This is a genomic window from Amycolatopsis sp. lyj-109, assembly GCF_046548995.1.
In the GTDB taxonomy this organism is placed as follows: Bacteria; Actinomycetota; Actinomycetes; order Mycobacteriales; family Pseudonocardiaceae; genus Amycolatopsis.
Genome location: NZ_JAJPWR010000009.1, coordinates 344,659 through 360,633 on the forward strand (window position 1 = coordinate 344,659; position 15,975 = coordinate 360,633).

8 protein-coding genes are annotated in these 15,975 nt (G+C 72.1%); 5 read left to right on the top strand and 3 right to left on the bottom strand.

The genetic code is table 11. The features are described from left to right. Positions 1-3,657, top strand: a complete 3,657-nt coding sequence (locus tag ACLJQF_RS22520; protein WP_410611337.1) for a BTAD domain-containing putative transcriptional regulator — start codon at positions 1-3, stop codon at positions 3,655-3,657. Here ACLJQF_RS22520 and ACLJQF_RS22525 read toward each other — a convergent pair. After that, a complete protein-coding gene (locus tag ACLJQF_RS22525; RefSeq protein WP_410611338.1) occupies positions 3,642-3,899 on the bottom strand; it encodes a hypothetical protein in 258 nt (85 codons plus the stop codon). The two genes, ACLJQF_RS22520 and ACLJQF_RS22525, sit on opposite strands and share 16 nt — an antisense overlap. Positions 3,900-3,934: 35 nt before the next feature. Next, on the bottom strand, positions 3,935-4,576 hold the full coding sequence (locus ACLJQF_RS22530) for a response regulator transcription factor (protein WP_410611340.1): 642 nt from the start codon (positions 4,574-4,576) through the stop codon (positions 3,935-3,937). Between the two features lie 226 nt (positions 4,577-4,802). Here ACLJQF_RS22530 and ACLJQF_RS22535 point away from each other — a divergent pair, with 226 nt between their 5' ends. Both ACLJQF_RS22535 and ACLJQF_RS22540 read left to right on the top strand, forming a co-directional pair. After that, on the top strand, positions 4,803-7,079 hold the full coding sequence (locus ACLJQF_RS22535; RefSeq protein WP_410611341.1) for a hypothetical protein: 2,277 nt from the start codon (positions 4,803-4,805) through the stop codon (positions 7,077-7,079). Then, positions 7,076-7,678 (top strand): type VII secretion system-associated protein, encoded by a 603-nt coding sequence (locus ACLJQF_RS22540; RefSeq protein ID WP_410611342.1) that lies wholly within the window; start codon positions 7,076-7,078, stop codon positions 7,676-7,678. Before ACLJQF_RS22535 ends, ACLJQF_RS22540 begins: the two co-directional genes overlap by 4 nt. On the opposite strand, the gene ACLJQF_RS22545 is transcribed toward ACLJQF_RS22540, so the two are convergent. Then, on the bottom strand, positions 7,650-10,406 hold the full coding sequence (locus ACLJQF_RS22545; protein ID WP_410611344.1) for an AAA family ATPase: 2,757 nt from the start codon (positions 10,404-10,406) through the stop codon (positions 7,650-7,652). The two genes, ACLJQF_RS22540 and ACLJQF_RS22545, sit on opposite strands and share 29 nt — an antisense overlap. A gap of 492 nt (positions 10,407-10,898) precedes the next feature. Here ACLJQF_RS22545 and ACLJQF_RS22550 point away from each other — a divergent pair, with 492 nt between their 5' ends. Then, on the top strand, positions 10,899-13,511 hold the full coding sequence (locus tag ACLJQF_RS22550) for a LuxR C-terminal-related transcriptional regulator (protein WP_410611346.1): 2,613 nt from the start codon (positions 10,899-10,901) through the stop codon (positions 13,509-13,511). A gap of 66 nt (positions 13,512-13,577) precedes the next feature. Then, positions 13,578-15,968 carry a right-handed parallel beta-helix repeat-containing protein gene (locus ACLJQF_RS22555; protein WP_410611347.1) on the top strand — a complete coding sequence of 797 codons (2,391 nt, stop codon included), beginning with the start codon at positions 13,578-13,580 and terminating at the stop codon, positions 15,966-15,968. Positions 15,969-15,975: the final 7 nt, after the last annotated feature.

The window sequence follows — 15,975 nt, forward strand, 5'->3', positions numbered from 1 at the left end:
ATGACCGACAGCGGCGCTGGTCTGCGGATCCAGGTGTTGGGCTCAGTTCGGGTGTGGTGTGGGGAGACCGAGCTCGAGCCCGGCCCGACGCGGCAGCGGGCCGTGCTGGCCGTGCTCGCGTCCCGCGCCGGGCATCCGGTGACACGGACGGAGCTGGTGTCCGCGCTGTGGGGTTCGCAGCCACCGGCGACCGCCGCCGGCAGCATCCACACCTACGTCTCGGGCCTGCGCCGGGCCCTCGAACCCGGGCGCGGGCGGGGGGACGCCAGCATGGTGCTGAGCAGCGGGACCGCCGGGTACACGTTGCTCGTCGAGCCGGCAGAGGTCGACGCGCTGGCCTTCGAACGGCTGATCGCCCGCGCGCGGAAAGAGCAGCCGGACATGGCGGTGGCGTCGCTCGACGAGGCGCTCGCCCTATGGCGGGGGGAGCCGTTGTCCGGCCTGCCTGGTCCGTTCGCCGAGGAGGAGCGGACGCGGCTGGACAGGTTGCGGCTCACCGCCTTTGAACGGCGGGCCGAAGCCATGCTGGCGATGGGGGAGCACACCGAGGTGATCGCGGAACTGGCCACGCTCACCACGGAATTCCCGTTGCATGAGGGCTTCCGTGAAGCGCAGATGATCGCCCTCCACCGCAGCGGCCAGCACCACGAGGCGCTCGCGGTGTTCCGGGAGGTGCGGGCCACGCTGGTCGCGGAGCTCGGCGTCGAGCCGGGAGCCGCGCTGCAGCGACTGCACGCCCGGATCCTGGCCCGTGACCCTGGGCTGGACCATCAGCCCGCCAAGCCCGAGCCGGACCTGCTCTCGGTGCTGCCTGCGCAGGTCGCACGGCGGTTCGAGACCGGTGCGCATCCTGCGTTCGTCGGCCGGACGGCGGAGCTCAAACGGCTGCGCGAGCTGATCGACCAGGTCTGCGAAGGACGCGGGGGTGTCGCATGGCTCGAAGGGGTCCCGGGCATCGGCAAGACTGAGCTGCTGGTCCGCGCCCTGGCCGACGTATTCGACCGGGGCTACCAGGTCGGCTGGGCGACCGCGGCGGAGCTGTCCAGCCGGATTCCCCTGGAGGTGGCGTTCACCTGCCTCGGGATGGGCGAGCCCCGGGGTGGGCCGCAGCCGGCGGGCCGGTTCGATGAGGAGGCGCCGACGAGCATCTGGGGTGATCGCGACCCCGCCGCGGCCTCGGTGTCCCGCCTGCTGGCACTGGTGGACGAGCTGTGCGGGCGGGCTCCGCTGGTCCTGGTCTTCGACGACATCCAATGGGCCGACGAAGCCAGCGTGCTGCTGTGGCAACGCCTCACCTCGGCAACGAGGCAGTCGCCGTTGCTGCTCATTGCGGCTGCGCGGCCGGTCCCCCGGCCCCCGCACCTCGCCAGGCTGCGGCGGGCCATCGGGGACCGGAACGGGGAGATCATCGACCTGGGCCTGTTGACGAGCGCCGAAGCCGTCGAACTGCAGGAGACTCTTGTCGGTGCCAAGGTCGGCCCTCGGCTGCGGGAGCTGGTGGCCCACACCACCGGCAACCCGCTGTACCTCGCCGAGCTCACCGGGACGATGCTGCGCGAGCACGCGCTGACCACCACGGCCGGCGTCGCCGACATCGAGGAGTCGGTGGTCTACACCGCGCCGCGCTCTTTGATGGAGACGATCGGCAGGCACCTCGGCGTGCTGTCCGCCAAGACGAGCGAGACCCTGCGCTGGGCCTCGGTGCTCGGCACGGAATTCACCGCGACCGACGTGGCGGCCGTGACCGGGCGGCGGCCGCTCGATCTGCTGGCGATCTTCGAAGAAGGCCTGGCCGCGAACCAGATCGTCGATGCGGGCACCCACCTCGCTTTTCAGCATCCGCTGTTCCGCCAGGCCTTCTACGACGGCATCCCGCCGGACGACCGGGCGGCTCGCCACCGGTGGGCCGCCGAGGCGATCGCCGGCGCCGGAGCGCCGGTGAGCCGGATCGCCGAGCAGCTGGCCGCGACCGACGTCGCCGGTCCGTGGGTCATGGGATGGCTCGCCGAAAACCACGAAGCCCTTTCGAACCGAGCCCCGCTCATCGCCGTGGACCTGCTGCTCCGGGCGTTCGACGTGTGCCCCGCCGAGGATCCACGCCGTGAAGTCATCGCGGCCGCACTGGTCAAGGTGCAGTTCCGGCTGGGTCAGCGGCCCGAGGAGCTGGCCCGGCTCCTGTCGTCGACGGCGGCCGATCCAGCCCGGGCCGCGGAGATGCGGCAGCTGTTCGCGGCGATGCGCTACCGCCGCGGCGACCCCGCCGGGGCCGTCGAAGCGCTCGGTGACGCGGTCGACGATCCCGGCGTCCCCGAGCTCTGGCGCCGTCGGCACCGGCATCTGCTGGCGAACTTCCGTCGCGGTGACCTCGCCGATCTCGACCGTGTCGAAGCCGCCGGACGGCAGGCCTTGGTCGAGGCGGGCGGTGACGAGTACCTTACTGCGCACGCGTTGCAGACCCTGTGGCTGACCGCCTCCGTGAAGCGGGATCACGAAGCGGCCCTCGACCATGTCGACAATGCCATCACTGTGCTGAGCACCGTCGAATCACTGGTCGACCTCAAGCTGGACCTGCTCGACAACCGGGTGTTCACCCTGCAGAACCTCGACCGGCTCGCCGAGGCGGGCGGATCCCTCAACACGGCCCGCCGGATCGCCGACGCCCACGGCCTGGCCAACCACCTGCAGGTGTCGGCGGCGGTGCACAGCTACTGGATGGGCAAGTGGGACGACGCGCTCGTGGAAGTGGACCTGGTGGCCGAAGACGGCCCGGCCATCACGTTCTTCGGCCTGCGCGAACCCCCAGCCGCGGCCCTGCTGCTGCACGGGGTCGCCGCCCTGATCTGTGGCCAGCGTGGGAACACCGTCCGCGCCGCGGCCGAACTCGAAGCCATCGACGACTATCCGTCGACGACGCAGGCTGAACGCGAGGCCGTCGACTTCCTGCTTTTCGCCCAGTCGCTGAGTGTCCTGCAGCGTGGAGACACCGGAAAAGCCCTGGAAGTACTCGATCCCATTCTGAACCCGGAGTTCTCCCCGATGATGCTCCGGCACCAGTGGCTGCCGTCGATCGTGCAGCTGGCGCTGGAGGCCGGCGACGACGACCGCGCGATGCGCGCGGTGCGGATCTGCGACGAGGAAGCGGCGAAGGAACGCGTGGCGGCCCGTGCCGCGGTCGCCGCCGGCTGGTGTCACGGACTGGTCGGGCGCGACCCCGGGCTCGTGCTGTCCGCCGCCACCCACTACCGGCGGGCCGGCCGGCTCGTCGAACTCGGGAAGGCGCTCGAAGACGCCTCGATGCTCCTGGCCGGCCTGAACCGCGACGAAGAGGCACGTACGGCGTTCGAAGAGATGATCGCTGTGTACACGAAACTGTCCGCCGAATGGAACTTGCGCCGTGCCGAGGCGCGCTTCGCGCGGTACGGCACAGCCGAGCGACTTGCGGCCGAGCTGGTGAGACCGGAGAGCAACGGGAAGGCACTGTCCACATTGGAGGCCGAAATCGCGCGGCTGGTCGCCGACGGCCACTCGAACGCGACGATCGCGGATCGGGTCGGCCTGTCCCGCCGGCTGGTCCAGGCGCACGTCAGCCGGGTCTTGGACAAGCTCGACGCCGTTTCGCGGGACGGCATCTCGAAGGAGTTTCAGCAGCCGTCGTAGTGATGGTTGAGTGCCCACAGCCTGCCGGCCAGCTGCACCAGCGCGCGCATCCGATCCAGATGGTGGTGGGCGCAGTGGTGGTGGACGAGCGGAGCGCCGCCGAGACCTCCCAGGGACGACAGGGCCCGGACCCGCGCGTCCCCGGCGGCCTTCCCGGCCTCGCAGCCACTGAAGACCAGTGACAGCGCGACCGCAGTGACGCCGAGCGCGGTGCGCGCTGCGTGGATACGCGTGTGTTTCATCCGGCTCCTTGGCTAGTGTTCGTCGCTCCACGATTTCAGGGCGCCAGCGCGCCTGTCCTGATCGCGTAGGAGATCGCGTGCGGCCTGTTCACCAGTCCCAGCCGCTTGATCGCCCCGTACAACGTGGTCCGGATGGTCCCTTCGGAAAACTGGAGCTTCGAGGCGATCTCGTCCGTGCGGAAGCCCTCGGCCAGGAGCCTGATGACGTCGATTTCACGCATCAGCAGGCCGGAGAGCGTGAGGCCGTGCGGGTGGAGCACTTCCTCGCGCAGGGCGGTCGTCTGCCTCAGGAACGCCGCCTGCAGTGGCCGGGGCAGCCGAGCCGCGCCGGTGGCCGCCCCGAGCACGGTCGACAGGAGCTCCGCTCCCGCCGCGTACTTCTTGGGCAGAATGCTCACCACACCGCACTGGACGGCGAACATCAGATCGTTCTCGTTGAACCGATCGGTGACGAGCACGGATTTGGTCCGGTGTTTCCGGGCCGAGCTTGCGCGCAGCTGGCGAACCCGGTCCAGCTGGGCCCCGGCGACCACGTCTTCGGCGAGCACGACGACTTCGGCCTTCGCCCACTCGGCGTCGGCGAGGACCGTCACGTCTCGCGAGGCGGCCAGTAGGGCCGAGACCCCGGCGCGCGTGATCGGGTCCGAGCCGCTGACCAAGACCTTGACCGGCTGCACGGCATTCTCCTCTCGGACGGGGGTGACCTGACCTGACTCAGCCTGCCGCGGCGGTCTTCACGCCGTCTCCACGACGTGTCCACGGCAGGAAGAGTGCCCGGAGAGACGGCCCGTGGGGACGGGTTCGTGAGGGAAACCCAGAGACCCTGCCCCGGAAGCCGTCTCGCCTCGCCCGGCGACGACGTGGGTAGGCGAGCCTGGGAAGCGCCGAGAGGAGGGCAAGACCATGTCGTTGCTGGACAGGCTGCGCACCCGTACGTCGACCGCGTCCGAGGTGGCGGTGAGCGAATCCGGGGCCGCGTTGGTGTTCCACGCACCGGCGGGGATGACCGCCGAAGCCAGGTCGCTGGCCGCGTCCGCGGCGCCTGAGGCAGGTCACGACCTGGTCGTCGCGGACCTGCCCGAGGGCTCACCGAGCTCGACCTGGGCTGCCTTCGCGGCGAAGGTGCCAGACAGCGACCGGGCCATCCGACTGGTCGTGACCGGGCCCTTCCGGCAGTCCGGCTGGTCGATGGGGGAGTGGCTGTCGGGGCATCTCGGCCGGACGGTGGTCGCTTCCGAAGGGCCCGTGCTCGCCGCCGCCAACGGCGGCCTGTTCGTGCAGGCGCACCGGAGCGGCGGGTGGTGCAGGTTCGCACCGGGGCAGGCCCCGGCGCGGGAGGGCAGCCGCCACCCGCGCCCGGGCTGGGAGTCACAGGCCGTCGCGACAGTGGTCCCGATCGGGTCGGACAGTGGTGCGGAGCCGCTGCCGGCCGGGGTGTGGCTGCGGGCCGACGGCGACCCGCGGTGGCTTGCGGTGAGCCGAGCGAGGCTGACCCGCACCCTGCTGTGCCGTCCGGACGTACTGACCGTGGTTCTCAACGGTCAGCACATGCCGGAGCTGGACCTCGCCGGTGTCGGTCGCTTCTGGGCCCGGCTGCCCGCGGATGTCCGGGCCCGGGCGTGCTTCGTGCACTACGGCCCGGTGCGCCTGTCTGGCGGGACGTCGCTGGGCCGGGTGCTGGCTGACCTGCTCGGCGAGGAGGTCCGGCTCTACGCCGGCGTACCCGCCGGGACCGCGGATGCCCCCCAGGTCTTCACGATCCGGCCGGACGGGTCGCACGGCTGGAACACTTTCGTTCAGCTCTTCGGCTACCGGCCGGGCCGGTTCGGCGCACCGGATCGGCTCGCTCACCGCGCCCCCGTCCCGGGGCTGCCGGAAATCGCCCCCGGGGTCTACCGGTACGCCCCGGACGTCGTTCTCGAGGTGGTGCCGGCCGGGCTCTGGGTCCGCCCCGCCGAGACGCCCGGGGATCCGGAAGGCGTCCGTGGCCTCCCACCGGACACGAAGGAGCCGCGCCTGTTCTACGGCGCGGGCGGTTCGGCACCCGCGTCCCGGATGCTTGGGCTGGCCCAGGAGGTGCGCGAGCGTCTCGACTACCAGACCCGGCTCGCGACGGGACTCCGGCCCGTCGGCGCCCAGGCCGGACACCGGGAACTCCCACGGGAGGTCGGCGCGTCACCGGAGCCGGGAGCCGCCGATCACGCATCTGAGGTGACGGCGCGGCTTTCCGTGCCGTCGCTCCCTTCTCTGGGGCGGCTCCTCGGCACCGAAGCTTTCGTCCTCCCGTCGAGAGCGGCCCCGAAGATGGCCGCCACAAAGGCGGCCCCGAAAGTGGCGGCCGTGCGGGCAGAGATCGCCGAGCCGGTTCCCGCGGACCGGCCGGGCGAGCGAGCCCAGCCGGTACCGGACGAGGGCGCGGCCGCGATCCCGGGCACTGACCTGAGCGCCGATCGAGCCTGGCTGCGGGAGGCGTGGCGATCCGCGTTCGACACCGAGGCCGGTTCGATGATGGACATCCTGGCCCGTCATCCCCGGCTCGCTGGGGAGTCACCGGTCGAGGACGCGCTGGCCGACCTGGTGGCGGCACGCCTCTACCTCGCCGGGCGCACCACGGACCTCGACCGGGCTCTCCGTACCGGTCCGGCCGGCCCGGACGTGCGGCTGGGCCGGTGCGTGGCGGCGGGGCTCGGCCGGCTGCCGTCGCACCACGGGAGCACCACGACCACGCTCGCCCCGACACCCTGGCAGTGGGAGTTCTGCCGGGCGCACCCCGTGCTCGCCGAATGGGGCTTTCTCAACGTCCTGACCGAGCCCGGCGCCGGCGAGGGAGACACCGATTTGCTCATCTGGTCGGCGACCGGGCGGCTGACCGGGGTGCTGGAATCCGGCGAGGGGCCCGGCCGGGTCGTCTTCCTGCCGGGAACCCGGTTCAAGGTCCTCGCCACGGCCGAGCCCTCGCCCGATGCTCGCGGCCGGATCTTCCTGCGGGAGCTGCCCACGCGGGAGATCGACGCCGAGGGGCGGGCGATCGCCAACCGGGTTTCGGTCGACCGGCTCGCGGAGGCCAAGCTTCGGCAGGCGGCGGATAAAGCAGACAAAGCGGGTGAACCCGGCGGAGCGGTCCCGGCCGTCCTGGCCGCCAAGCTGGGCTTGCTCCCGGGTGTGGTGAGCCCCCGATGACTGCGCCATCCGTGCCGCCGGAGCCCTCTGAGCCCGAGCTGGCTGAGCCGGCCAACGAAGGCAATGTCCTGCTCCTGCTCGATTCCGCCTGGGTAGCCGCCGAAGACGCGCAGGAAGCGCCGATCGAAGTCGTTCTCGGTGCTCTGCTGATGACCGGCGAAGGGGAACCGGTGCGGTTCGTCCCGAATCCGGACTACCGGCCGAGTTCGCCGGATTCCCCGCTGGATCCGCTGGACGGGGCGCTGCGGCGGTTGGGTCGGGGGGAAGGTGAGCCCGAGCACCTCGCCGGTGCCCTCCGGTACTCCACCCTCACGATCGCGGTGGACGAGCAGGGGATCGTGCTCGTCGAACCCGCGCCGGACGGGGTTTCCGTCGTCCTGATCGCCAGCTCGCCCGGCCACGAGAACCACGCGAAGGCCGCCGGCTGGCGCGAGGTGACCCTGGCGGAACTGGCCACCGCGCTGCCCGCGACCGGGGTGGACGTGCTGATCAATCCCGCTTCGCCGGTGTCGATGCGGTTCTACGCCGACACGATCCGGGACGTCGTGCGGCTGGAGGGCGATGAGAGGATCAGGCCCGCCCGTTCAGCTCGCCGTTGAGCACGGCCGTCGCCAGCTCGATCCGGGAGCGGTGCCCGGAGCGGGTGAAAAGCCGGCTCAGCCGGCCTTCGATGCTCTTTTCACTGGCCCGCAACGCCGTCGCGAGCTGCTTGTTGGTCAGTCCGTCGGCCGCCAGCAGGGCCAGCAGCCGCTCGTTCTCGATCACCGTGTCCGTCCGGCCGCGCACCGCCACGGAACGTTCGCGCATGAGGTTCCGCAGCCAGGCCCTGGCCAGCAGGGCATCGAGACCGCCCAGCAGCTCGTACGCCTCGGTCAGTGACTCCGGTTCCGCGGCGCCGTGCCGGACGAGCCGTTCCAGCACCACGGCCAGTTCGAGTGGCTGGGCCCGTCGGCGAGCCAGTTCCAAGCACTCCCGAGCGGCGCTTCGGTCCCGGTCGACCGTCGCCCGCACCAGGGACGTGTGGAGCACGACGCGGGCGGTGGGCATGGTGGCGGTGAGCTCGGTGAGGGCGTCGAGCGCCGACCGCGCGACCGCGTGGTCCCCGCGTTCGAGGGCGAGGTCCGCCAGCTCCGTCCAGCACAGTTCCGCCCCAGCGACCAGGCCGCGCCCGGTGGTGGTCCGCACCGTCTCCGCCAGCGTGGCCGCAGCTCGCGCGTGGTCGCCGAGCGCCCGGTCGAGCTGGGCTTCCGCGATGTCGATGAGGTGGGTGAAGACGCAGGTCCGTGCCCTGGCCAGGCGGAGCAGCTCGCGTGCGCTGGTCAGCCGGCCCTGGAGGACCAGGACCGTGATCGTCGCGTGCACCATGCCGGCGTGGCCCGGGTCATGGCGGTGCTGTTCGACCGCCATGCTGCGACGGGTCAGGTCGACCGCCTGCCAGGGCCGGCCACGAAGGGCCGCCAGCGCGGCCTGGGCGTGCAAGGGTAGATCATCCGGGGTGAGGTGCTCGGCCGACAGCAGGTCCTCGGCCCGGTCCGGATCCCCGATCACGAGCAGGGCGGTCAGGTGCGAGCGGAGCTGGTCCAGCCGGTGACGTGACGTGCCGCGCAGGAGCCACCGCGCACGCGCGGCCAGGCTCGCCTCGAACCGGTCGAGGCGACCGCCCCAAAGATCGGCCAGTGCCGCGAGCAGCTCACCGTGCATGGCCGACGTCGGGTTGCCCGACCGCCACAGTTCGGCCCCTGCGGCGAGCAGGTCCCGCGCCGTCGTCCACCGATCGAGCAGCGCGGTAGCGGTCGCCCGGGTGATGACGTGGTGCTCGTCGCGCCCGGCCCAGCTCCGCTGGGCCCCGGCCAGCGCGTGCAAGGCGGCCACCTCGCCGAGGCAGTACATCGCCTGCACGGCGATGAGCTGAACCTCTTGGGTGGCGTCGGGGGCGAGCTGGTCGGCGTAGTCGCCGAGCAGGGCGCGAGCGCCACGAAGGCTGCTTTCGTGGTCGCCGTGCAGATGACAGCTCGCGGTGTGCAGCAACAGGACCATCGCGCGCTGAGGCCGGTCCACGGCGAGCTCGGTGGCCGCGGCCAGCCAGCGCAGGACCAGCCCGAACCGCTCCGGCCGCGCCGCGGCGGCCCGGGTGAGCAGCTCACCCAGGGCCCGTTCCCGGTCCACCAGAGCGCCGGCGTTCGCGATCTGGTTGGTCAGGTGGTCGTCGGCCGAGCAGCGGGCCGCGCCTGACCACACCGCGGACACCGCCGCCGCCGCGAGCGTCTGGCGTTCCAGCGGTCCCAGACTCACCTCCAGCGCGGTGGCCACGAGTGGGATGGAGAACCGCCACGTACCGCCCCGCCGGCCGCGGTGAAGGATGCCGGACGCACGAAGTGAGTCCAGTGCTTCGAGCACGTCCCGGGGTGGCAGGTTCAGGGTCTTCGAGACCAGCCGGGGAACCGCGGAGCCCAGTGGCGAGAACACGGCCACGGCCTTCGCGACCGAATACGTGGTGGGCCCCAGTTCGCGGATCCGGCGCACGAACCGGCCGGCTTCCGGCCGATCGGCCGGGTATCCGCCGGGGGCGAGGTACGCCCGCCGGTCGACGACCTGGGCGCGTCCCTCGCGCCGGAGCGTTCCGATGGCGTCCCGGACCGCGGCGGGCACTCCGCGGCTGACCGAGTACACCTGCTCGACGAGCGCGGGTTCGGGCGAAGCCTGGAGAACGACGGCAACTTCGCGGGCCACCTCCCGGCGCGGCCAGGGCGACAGCCGGAACGACCGGGCCAGGCCCTCCTCGCGCAGGGCCCGAAGGGTGGCGGGGAATTCGGCGGCCGCGGTGCGCGCGGGAACCCGTGCCGTGCAGACACACCGGATCCGGGTACCGGCCAGCCGCCGGACCAGCGCGGCCAGCACCGCGAGCGAATCCGGGTCGATCCACTGGGCGTCGTCGACGAGGAGAACGGTCTCGCCGCCGCCGTGCAGGAGCGGAGCGGCAACCGCGGCGGCCGCCCGGCGGGCGACGCGGGGATCGTGACTGGCTCCGTGGACCGGGCGGATGGGCGTCCACGGCCACGGCGAACCGTCGATACCGGGCAGGGCGAGCAGCGGGTGCCGCCCGGCGGGATCCGCCTGGTCCGAGGTGCTCAGGCCAGCCGGGTCGCTCGCGGTCCCGAACCGAGCGGGCACCGGTTCGCCATCGGAGGTGAACCGCATTCCCCACACCGTCGCCCCGCGGCGGGTGAAAAGAGCGGCGAGGTCGGTGAGCAGCGTCGTCCGCCCTGTGCCGGCGAGGCCGGTGGCCAGCACGAGCGGGGTCGTGACCGCTCCGATCGCCTCGAGCACCGAAACCCCCTCGCGGTAGTGACGTCCGGCCGGACGTCACTGGAGCATGATCCGGCCCGGGTGCCCGGGTACGAGAACTTCCCCTAGTACTAAAGAGAACTGCTCGAAGAGCCGCTATCGATTGGGGAGCCGCCAAGCGCACGGGCGCAAGAGATGACCGGCCGACCGCCACCACTGACGGCTCGGCCGGCCGCCCGGCACCGTCCCGGCACTCGCAGGAGGGGGGACTGGAGTGACGGAACTCGTCTGAGGTCAAGGATCCAGGCGTTGTCCGGCCGGGAGCCCGTCGAGGAGCCGTTCTTCAGCCGGGTCTGCCCCAACGGCCCTCCGTCCGGCGTGGGCCACTACCACGCCGGACGCCGTCCGGTCCATCCGGTGTCGGAGTATTTCGTGCACGGTCTGCTGCTGGTTCGCCTTCCGGTGCCGCTTCGGCTCGGTCCGGTCGTTAACGTCGTGACCAAGTGACGGCATCGGGGTAGGAGGGGAGTCCACATGGGACGGCAGCGTGCTGACCTGGCCAGCCGGCGTGCAGTTCTCGACGCCTTGCGGTGGAACGGGAAGCGCGCCGAACTCGTCGTCGTGCGCGCTGGGCGCGGTGGGGGCAAGTCCACGGTGGCCGCGAAGGCGGCCCGGGAACTGACGCAGGCCGGAGTGGGGGTGCTCGAAGTCGCGGGTGCCGGTCCACGCGTGGAATGGGATCTGTTCGGTGTCCACCCGGTATTGGCGGCGGTCCGCGAAAGCTTCGAGCTGATCGACGCCGACCCCCGGCTGGCCGAGGCCATCGACCTGGTGAACCGGCTGTGCACGGCCGAAAGCTACGCCTCCCCGGCGCGGAAGACCGGCTTGCTCACGGCACTGGTGACCCTGTTCGGCCGGCTCGGCTCCGGACGGCCGCTCGCGGTGCTGATCGACGACGCCGACCGGATCCCGCGGCCGGTCCCTCTGCTCGCAGCCGTCCGGCGCGCCGGCCACCACGTCGTCGCGACCGTCACCGGCGGCCCCGACCGCGACGAAACGCGGGAACTCTGCGCTTTCGCCGATCGCGTGGCCGACCTGCCACCCCTCCCGGCCGAGGAAAGCGAACAGCTGCTGAGGCAGATCGTGACCGTGCCGCTGGACGAACGCACCCGCGAGGCACTGCGGGATGCGCTGGGCGGGTGGTACGGCAATCCGGGGACCCTGGTGGCGACGGTGGCCGAATTGCTGCGGCAAGAACGCCTGGCGGTCGCGGGCGGGCGGTGGTGCTTGCGTGACCCCGGCCGCGCCATCGCCCTGCCCGCTGGCCACCTGCTGACCGCCGCGGTGGCGCGGCACGGCAAGCCCGCGGCGAACGCTGTCCTCCTCGCCGCGAGTGAGGCGGGCCTGACGGCCGGAGACGTCCCGGTGCTCGCCGAGGCGATGGGCGGCACGGTAGCGGAATACGGGACGGTGGTGGACCGGCTCGTCGCTGACGGCATTCTCCGGGACACCGGAACCGGGCGCCTGAACTGCTGTTGTACCGCGCTGGCGACCGCCGTGGCCGAGCGGGCCGGGGCGGCCGCGATCGAAGGCATGCACGCGGCGATCGCCGGCCGGAGCACGGCCACGGACTCCGTTGCGGCCGCTCACATCGCAGCGGCCGGGCGGTCCCTGCCAGCCCGGCCCGAGCTGGCTGGGCCGGTGCGGGAGGCCGCGCTCCGGGTGGCATCGGAGGACCGGAACCGGCTGGTCACCTACCGCTACGCCGCCTGGTGGCACGGCGGCGACGGCGTGGACGGCGGCCGCCTGCGGTCCGAAGTGGTCAGCGCGCTCGTCCACACGGGAGACTACGAGCGGCTCGGCGGGTTCGTGGCCGAAGCCGTGCGCCGGGCGAATGCTGTCGTGGCCGTCGGCGAGCGAGCCGGCCTGGCCGTGGCGGCCGCGCTCGCCGCCGTGCACACCGGCCGGCCGGTCGAGGAGCCGGTGCGGAAGGCCTTGGCGTACGGCGATGCCGCCATCCGCGCGCTCGCGCTCGCCGACCGGTGGCTCGCTGGAGCGCCGGTCGGTCCGGAGGAGATCGCGGCGGCGTTCGCGCCACGGGCCCGCGACCGTGCCATGGGTCGGGTGCGCAGGGAGCGGCGATCCGGGGCGAGTGCGGCGGAGGCGCTCGCGTACCGGGATCCGGTGCCGGTCCTCCGCTCCGCTCTCGGGCCGGAGTACCACGTGCCCACGGCGGGCTTCCTGGCCCACCAGCACCGGGTGGTCGACGGGTACACCAGTGGCGACTGGTCCGGCGCGCTCAGCGCCGCCCGCGAACTGGAGCTCACCCCCGGCGCGAGCGAGCATGCGCTGGCGTGCGCGCGCCTGCTCGCGGCCGAGATGTGCGGCCGGCGCGGAGAAATCCGCCAGGCGAACGCGTGGCTCGACGCGGCGGGGCCAACGGTGTTCCCGGCGACGCGAGCGTGGGTCGCGACCGGGCTGCGGTATCTCGACGGTGACGCCGAAGGCGCACTCGCAGAAGGCTGGCGCTGGTACGGCTCATGTCCGGAGACCGCCGACGAGCCCGGCCTGGCCAGGCTGCTGATCCGGCTGGCCTCGATCGCGGTGGAAAGCGACCGCCGCCTGCCGGCCGGCCGCGCCCTGGCCGAGATCGACCACCACGCGACCGGGCGGCCGGGCCGGTTCACCGAAGCGGCGTTGCTGGTGCGTGGACTGGTCGACGACGACGTGACTGCGTTGCGTGCGGCGGAACGACACGTCCGGAGCAGGGGAGACCGGCCCGACCTCGTGGCGCTCCGACGGCACCTGAACAGGCTCGAAGGTCGGCCGTGGCCGGCCGAAGCGCACGAACCGGCACGTCCGGCGAGGGTCACCCGGCCCATCACCAAGGTGAAACGGCCGGACGACGGCGAGGGGAGCGAGGCACCCCGGAACGCACGCTTCACCGGGCTGTCGCCGGTCGAGCGCCGGATCCTCGACCTGATCCGGCACGACAAGACAAACCGCCAGATCGCGCTCGACTTGCGGGTCAGTGCCAAGACGGTGGAGAAGCACCTGACGAGGTTGTTCGCGAAGGCGGGCTGCCGGACCCGGCACGGCCTGGCCATGTCCGGACTGGGCGCCGGGCCGGAGTCGATCGGCGCATGAGCAGGTGGTGCGCCGGCGCGGGAATCACCGGCGCACCGGCACAAGTCGGCTGGGAGGCCAGGGAACGTGACTGACAACGTGGTGCTGGTGTCCCAGTCACCCGGCAACCGGTACCGCACCATCGGGCAGGCGCTCGCGGAAGCGGTCGAAGGGGCGACGATTCTCGTGGCTCCCGGCCGGTACGCCGAAAACCTGATCGTGACCAGGGCGGTCACGATCGCCGCGGAGAACGGTCCCGGCACGGTTCAGGTCGTGGCCGAGACCGGTGCTGCTGTCGTGTCCAACGCCGGATCGGCGGCGCTGTCGGGCCTGACGGTGCTCGCGGCCGACGCCGACAGCCCGGCGGTGCTCGTCGTCCACGGCCAGCTGGAGCTCACCGAATGCGACCTGAGCGCCACGAGCTGGGTCACCGTGTTCGTCCGCGACCAGGGCAACGTGCTGATGCGCGAGTGCGAGATCCGCAATTCCGCCGGCGCGGGCGTCGTGACCACTTCCCCGGCCGGCGGGGTGCTCGACGCCTGCCGGCTGACCGAGCTCGGGACCTCCGGCATCGTCGTCGCCGACGACGGAGCCCTGCTGGTCCGGTTCTGCACCGTCAGCGATGTGGGCGGCAACGGGATCTGCCTCAACGGCCGCGGCAGGCTCACCGTCGAGGACACCGTCGTCTCCGGCACGGAAAAGCCGGCGGTGGCCGTGGAACAGCAGGCGACGATGGTCGCTTCGCGGCTGCGCGTCAGCGACGCCGGCGCGATCGGGTTCTACCTGGCGACGACCGAGCGCGTGGTGCTCGAAGACTGCTCGGTGGCGAGGGCGGGCGCCGAAGGGGTGTTCGTCGCTGAGGGCTGTGCCCCGGTGCTGCGCGACTGCTCCGTTAGTGGTGCGCGATCGAGCGGGCTGCACCTGGCCGGCCGGGCCGCGGGAACGGTGTCCGGGTGCACGGTGTCCGATGTGGACGGTACCGGGGTGACCGTGACCGACCGCGGTGTCACCGAGTTCGATCAGCTCACGGTGTCCGGCTGCACCACCGGGGTGCGGGTCGAGGCGAACGCCGACCCGCTGTTCCGGCGGCTCCGGGTGCTCGGCTCCGACGGGGCGGCCATCGAAATCGACGGCGGTGCCCGCGGTACGGCCGAAAACGTCGAGATCGACGGCGCGGGCGGCCCAGGACTGGTCGTCACCGGTGAGGCCCGTCCCTCGTTCACCGGGCTGAGCGTGAGCCGGACCGCCGCGGCGGGGGTCAGCGTCGTCGGAGCGGCCCTGGCGCTGACCGACGGCGCCATCGACCGGGCCGGGGCGGCCGGCGTGCACGCCGGTGCCGGGGCGGACGTCTCGCTGACCCGGTGCCGGGTGCAGCGCAGCACGAGTGCCGGGTGCCAGTTCGACGAAGGGGCGTCAGGCTCGGTGACCGAGTCCGAGTTCTCCGGCGGGGCCGCCGACGGGATCCGGCTGGACACGGGTGAATCCGTGAAGATCGCGAATTGCACGGTGCGCGACAACCACGGCAGCGGAGTGCGACAGACCAGGCCGGAGGCCGACATCGTCGTGCTCGACCTGATCACGAGCAACAACCTCATGCCCGACGCCTTCGGTACCGCCGCGAGCGCGCCGTCGCCCGAACCCGCGCGGCCGCAGCTGCGGCCGGAGCGAGCCTCCGACCCGCTGGTCGAGCTCCAGGGCCTGGTCGGGTTAGCCGGGGTGAAGAATGAGGTCACCTCGCTGGTCAACCTCAACAAGATGGCCAAACGTCGGCAGGATGCAGGCCTCTCGGCTCCGCCGATGGCGCGGCACCTGGTCTTCGCCGGCGCTCCCGGCACGGGTAAGACCACTGTCGCGCGCCTCTACGGTCAGATCCTGGCTCAGCTGGGCGTGCTGCGGAAGGGGCACCTCATCGAAGTGGCCAGGGCGGATCTGGTCGCGCAGATCATCGGCGGCACGGCGATCAAGACCACCGAGGCCTTCACCACCGCACTCGGCGGGGTGCTGTTCGTCGACGAGGCGTACACGCTCAGCAGCGGTGGTGGAGGCAGCGGGCCCGATTTCGGCCGGGAAGCGATCGACACGCTGGTCAAATTGATGGAGGACCATCGCGACGACGTCGTCGTGATCGCCGCCGGCTATTCCGCCGAGATGAGCCGGTTCCTCGAAGCCAACCCCGGGATGGAGTCCCGCTTCAGCCGCACCATCGAGTTCGCCAACTACACGGCGGAAGAGCTGGTGACGATCGTGCGCACGCAGTGCGCGCGCCACGACTACCGCCTCGACGAGGAACTGGGTGAGGTGCTGCAGGACTACTTCGAGCGAATCCCGAAGGACGGCACCTTCGGCAACGGGCGGACGGCCCGCCGGGTGTTCGAGAGCATGACGGACTGCCAGGCGTCGAGGCTCGCGATGGCCACGACGGTCAGCCCGGCCGACCTGACCCTGCTCACGGTCAAGGATCTGCAGCTCAAGGCGTGACGAGCGG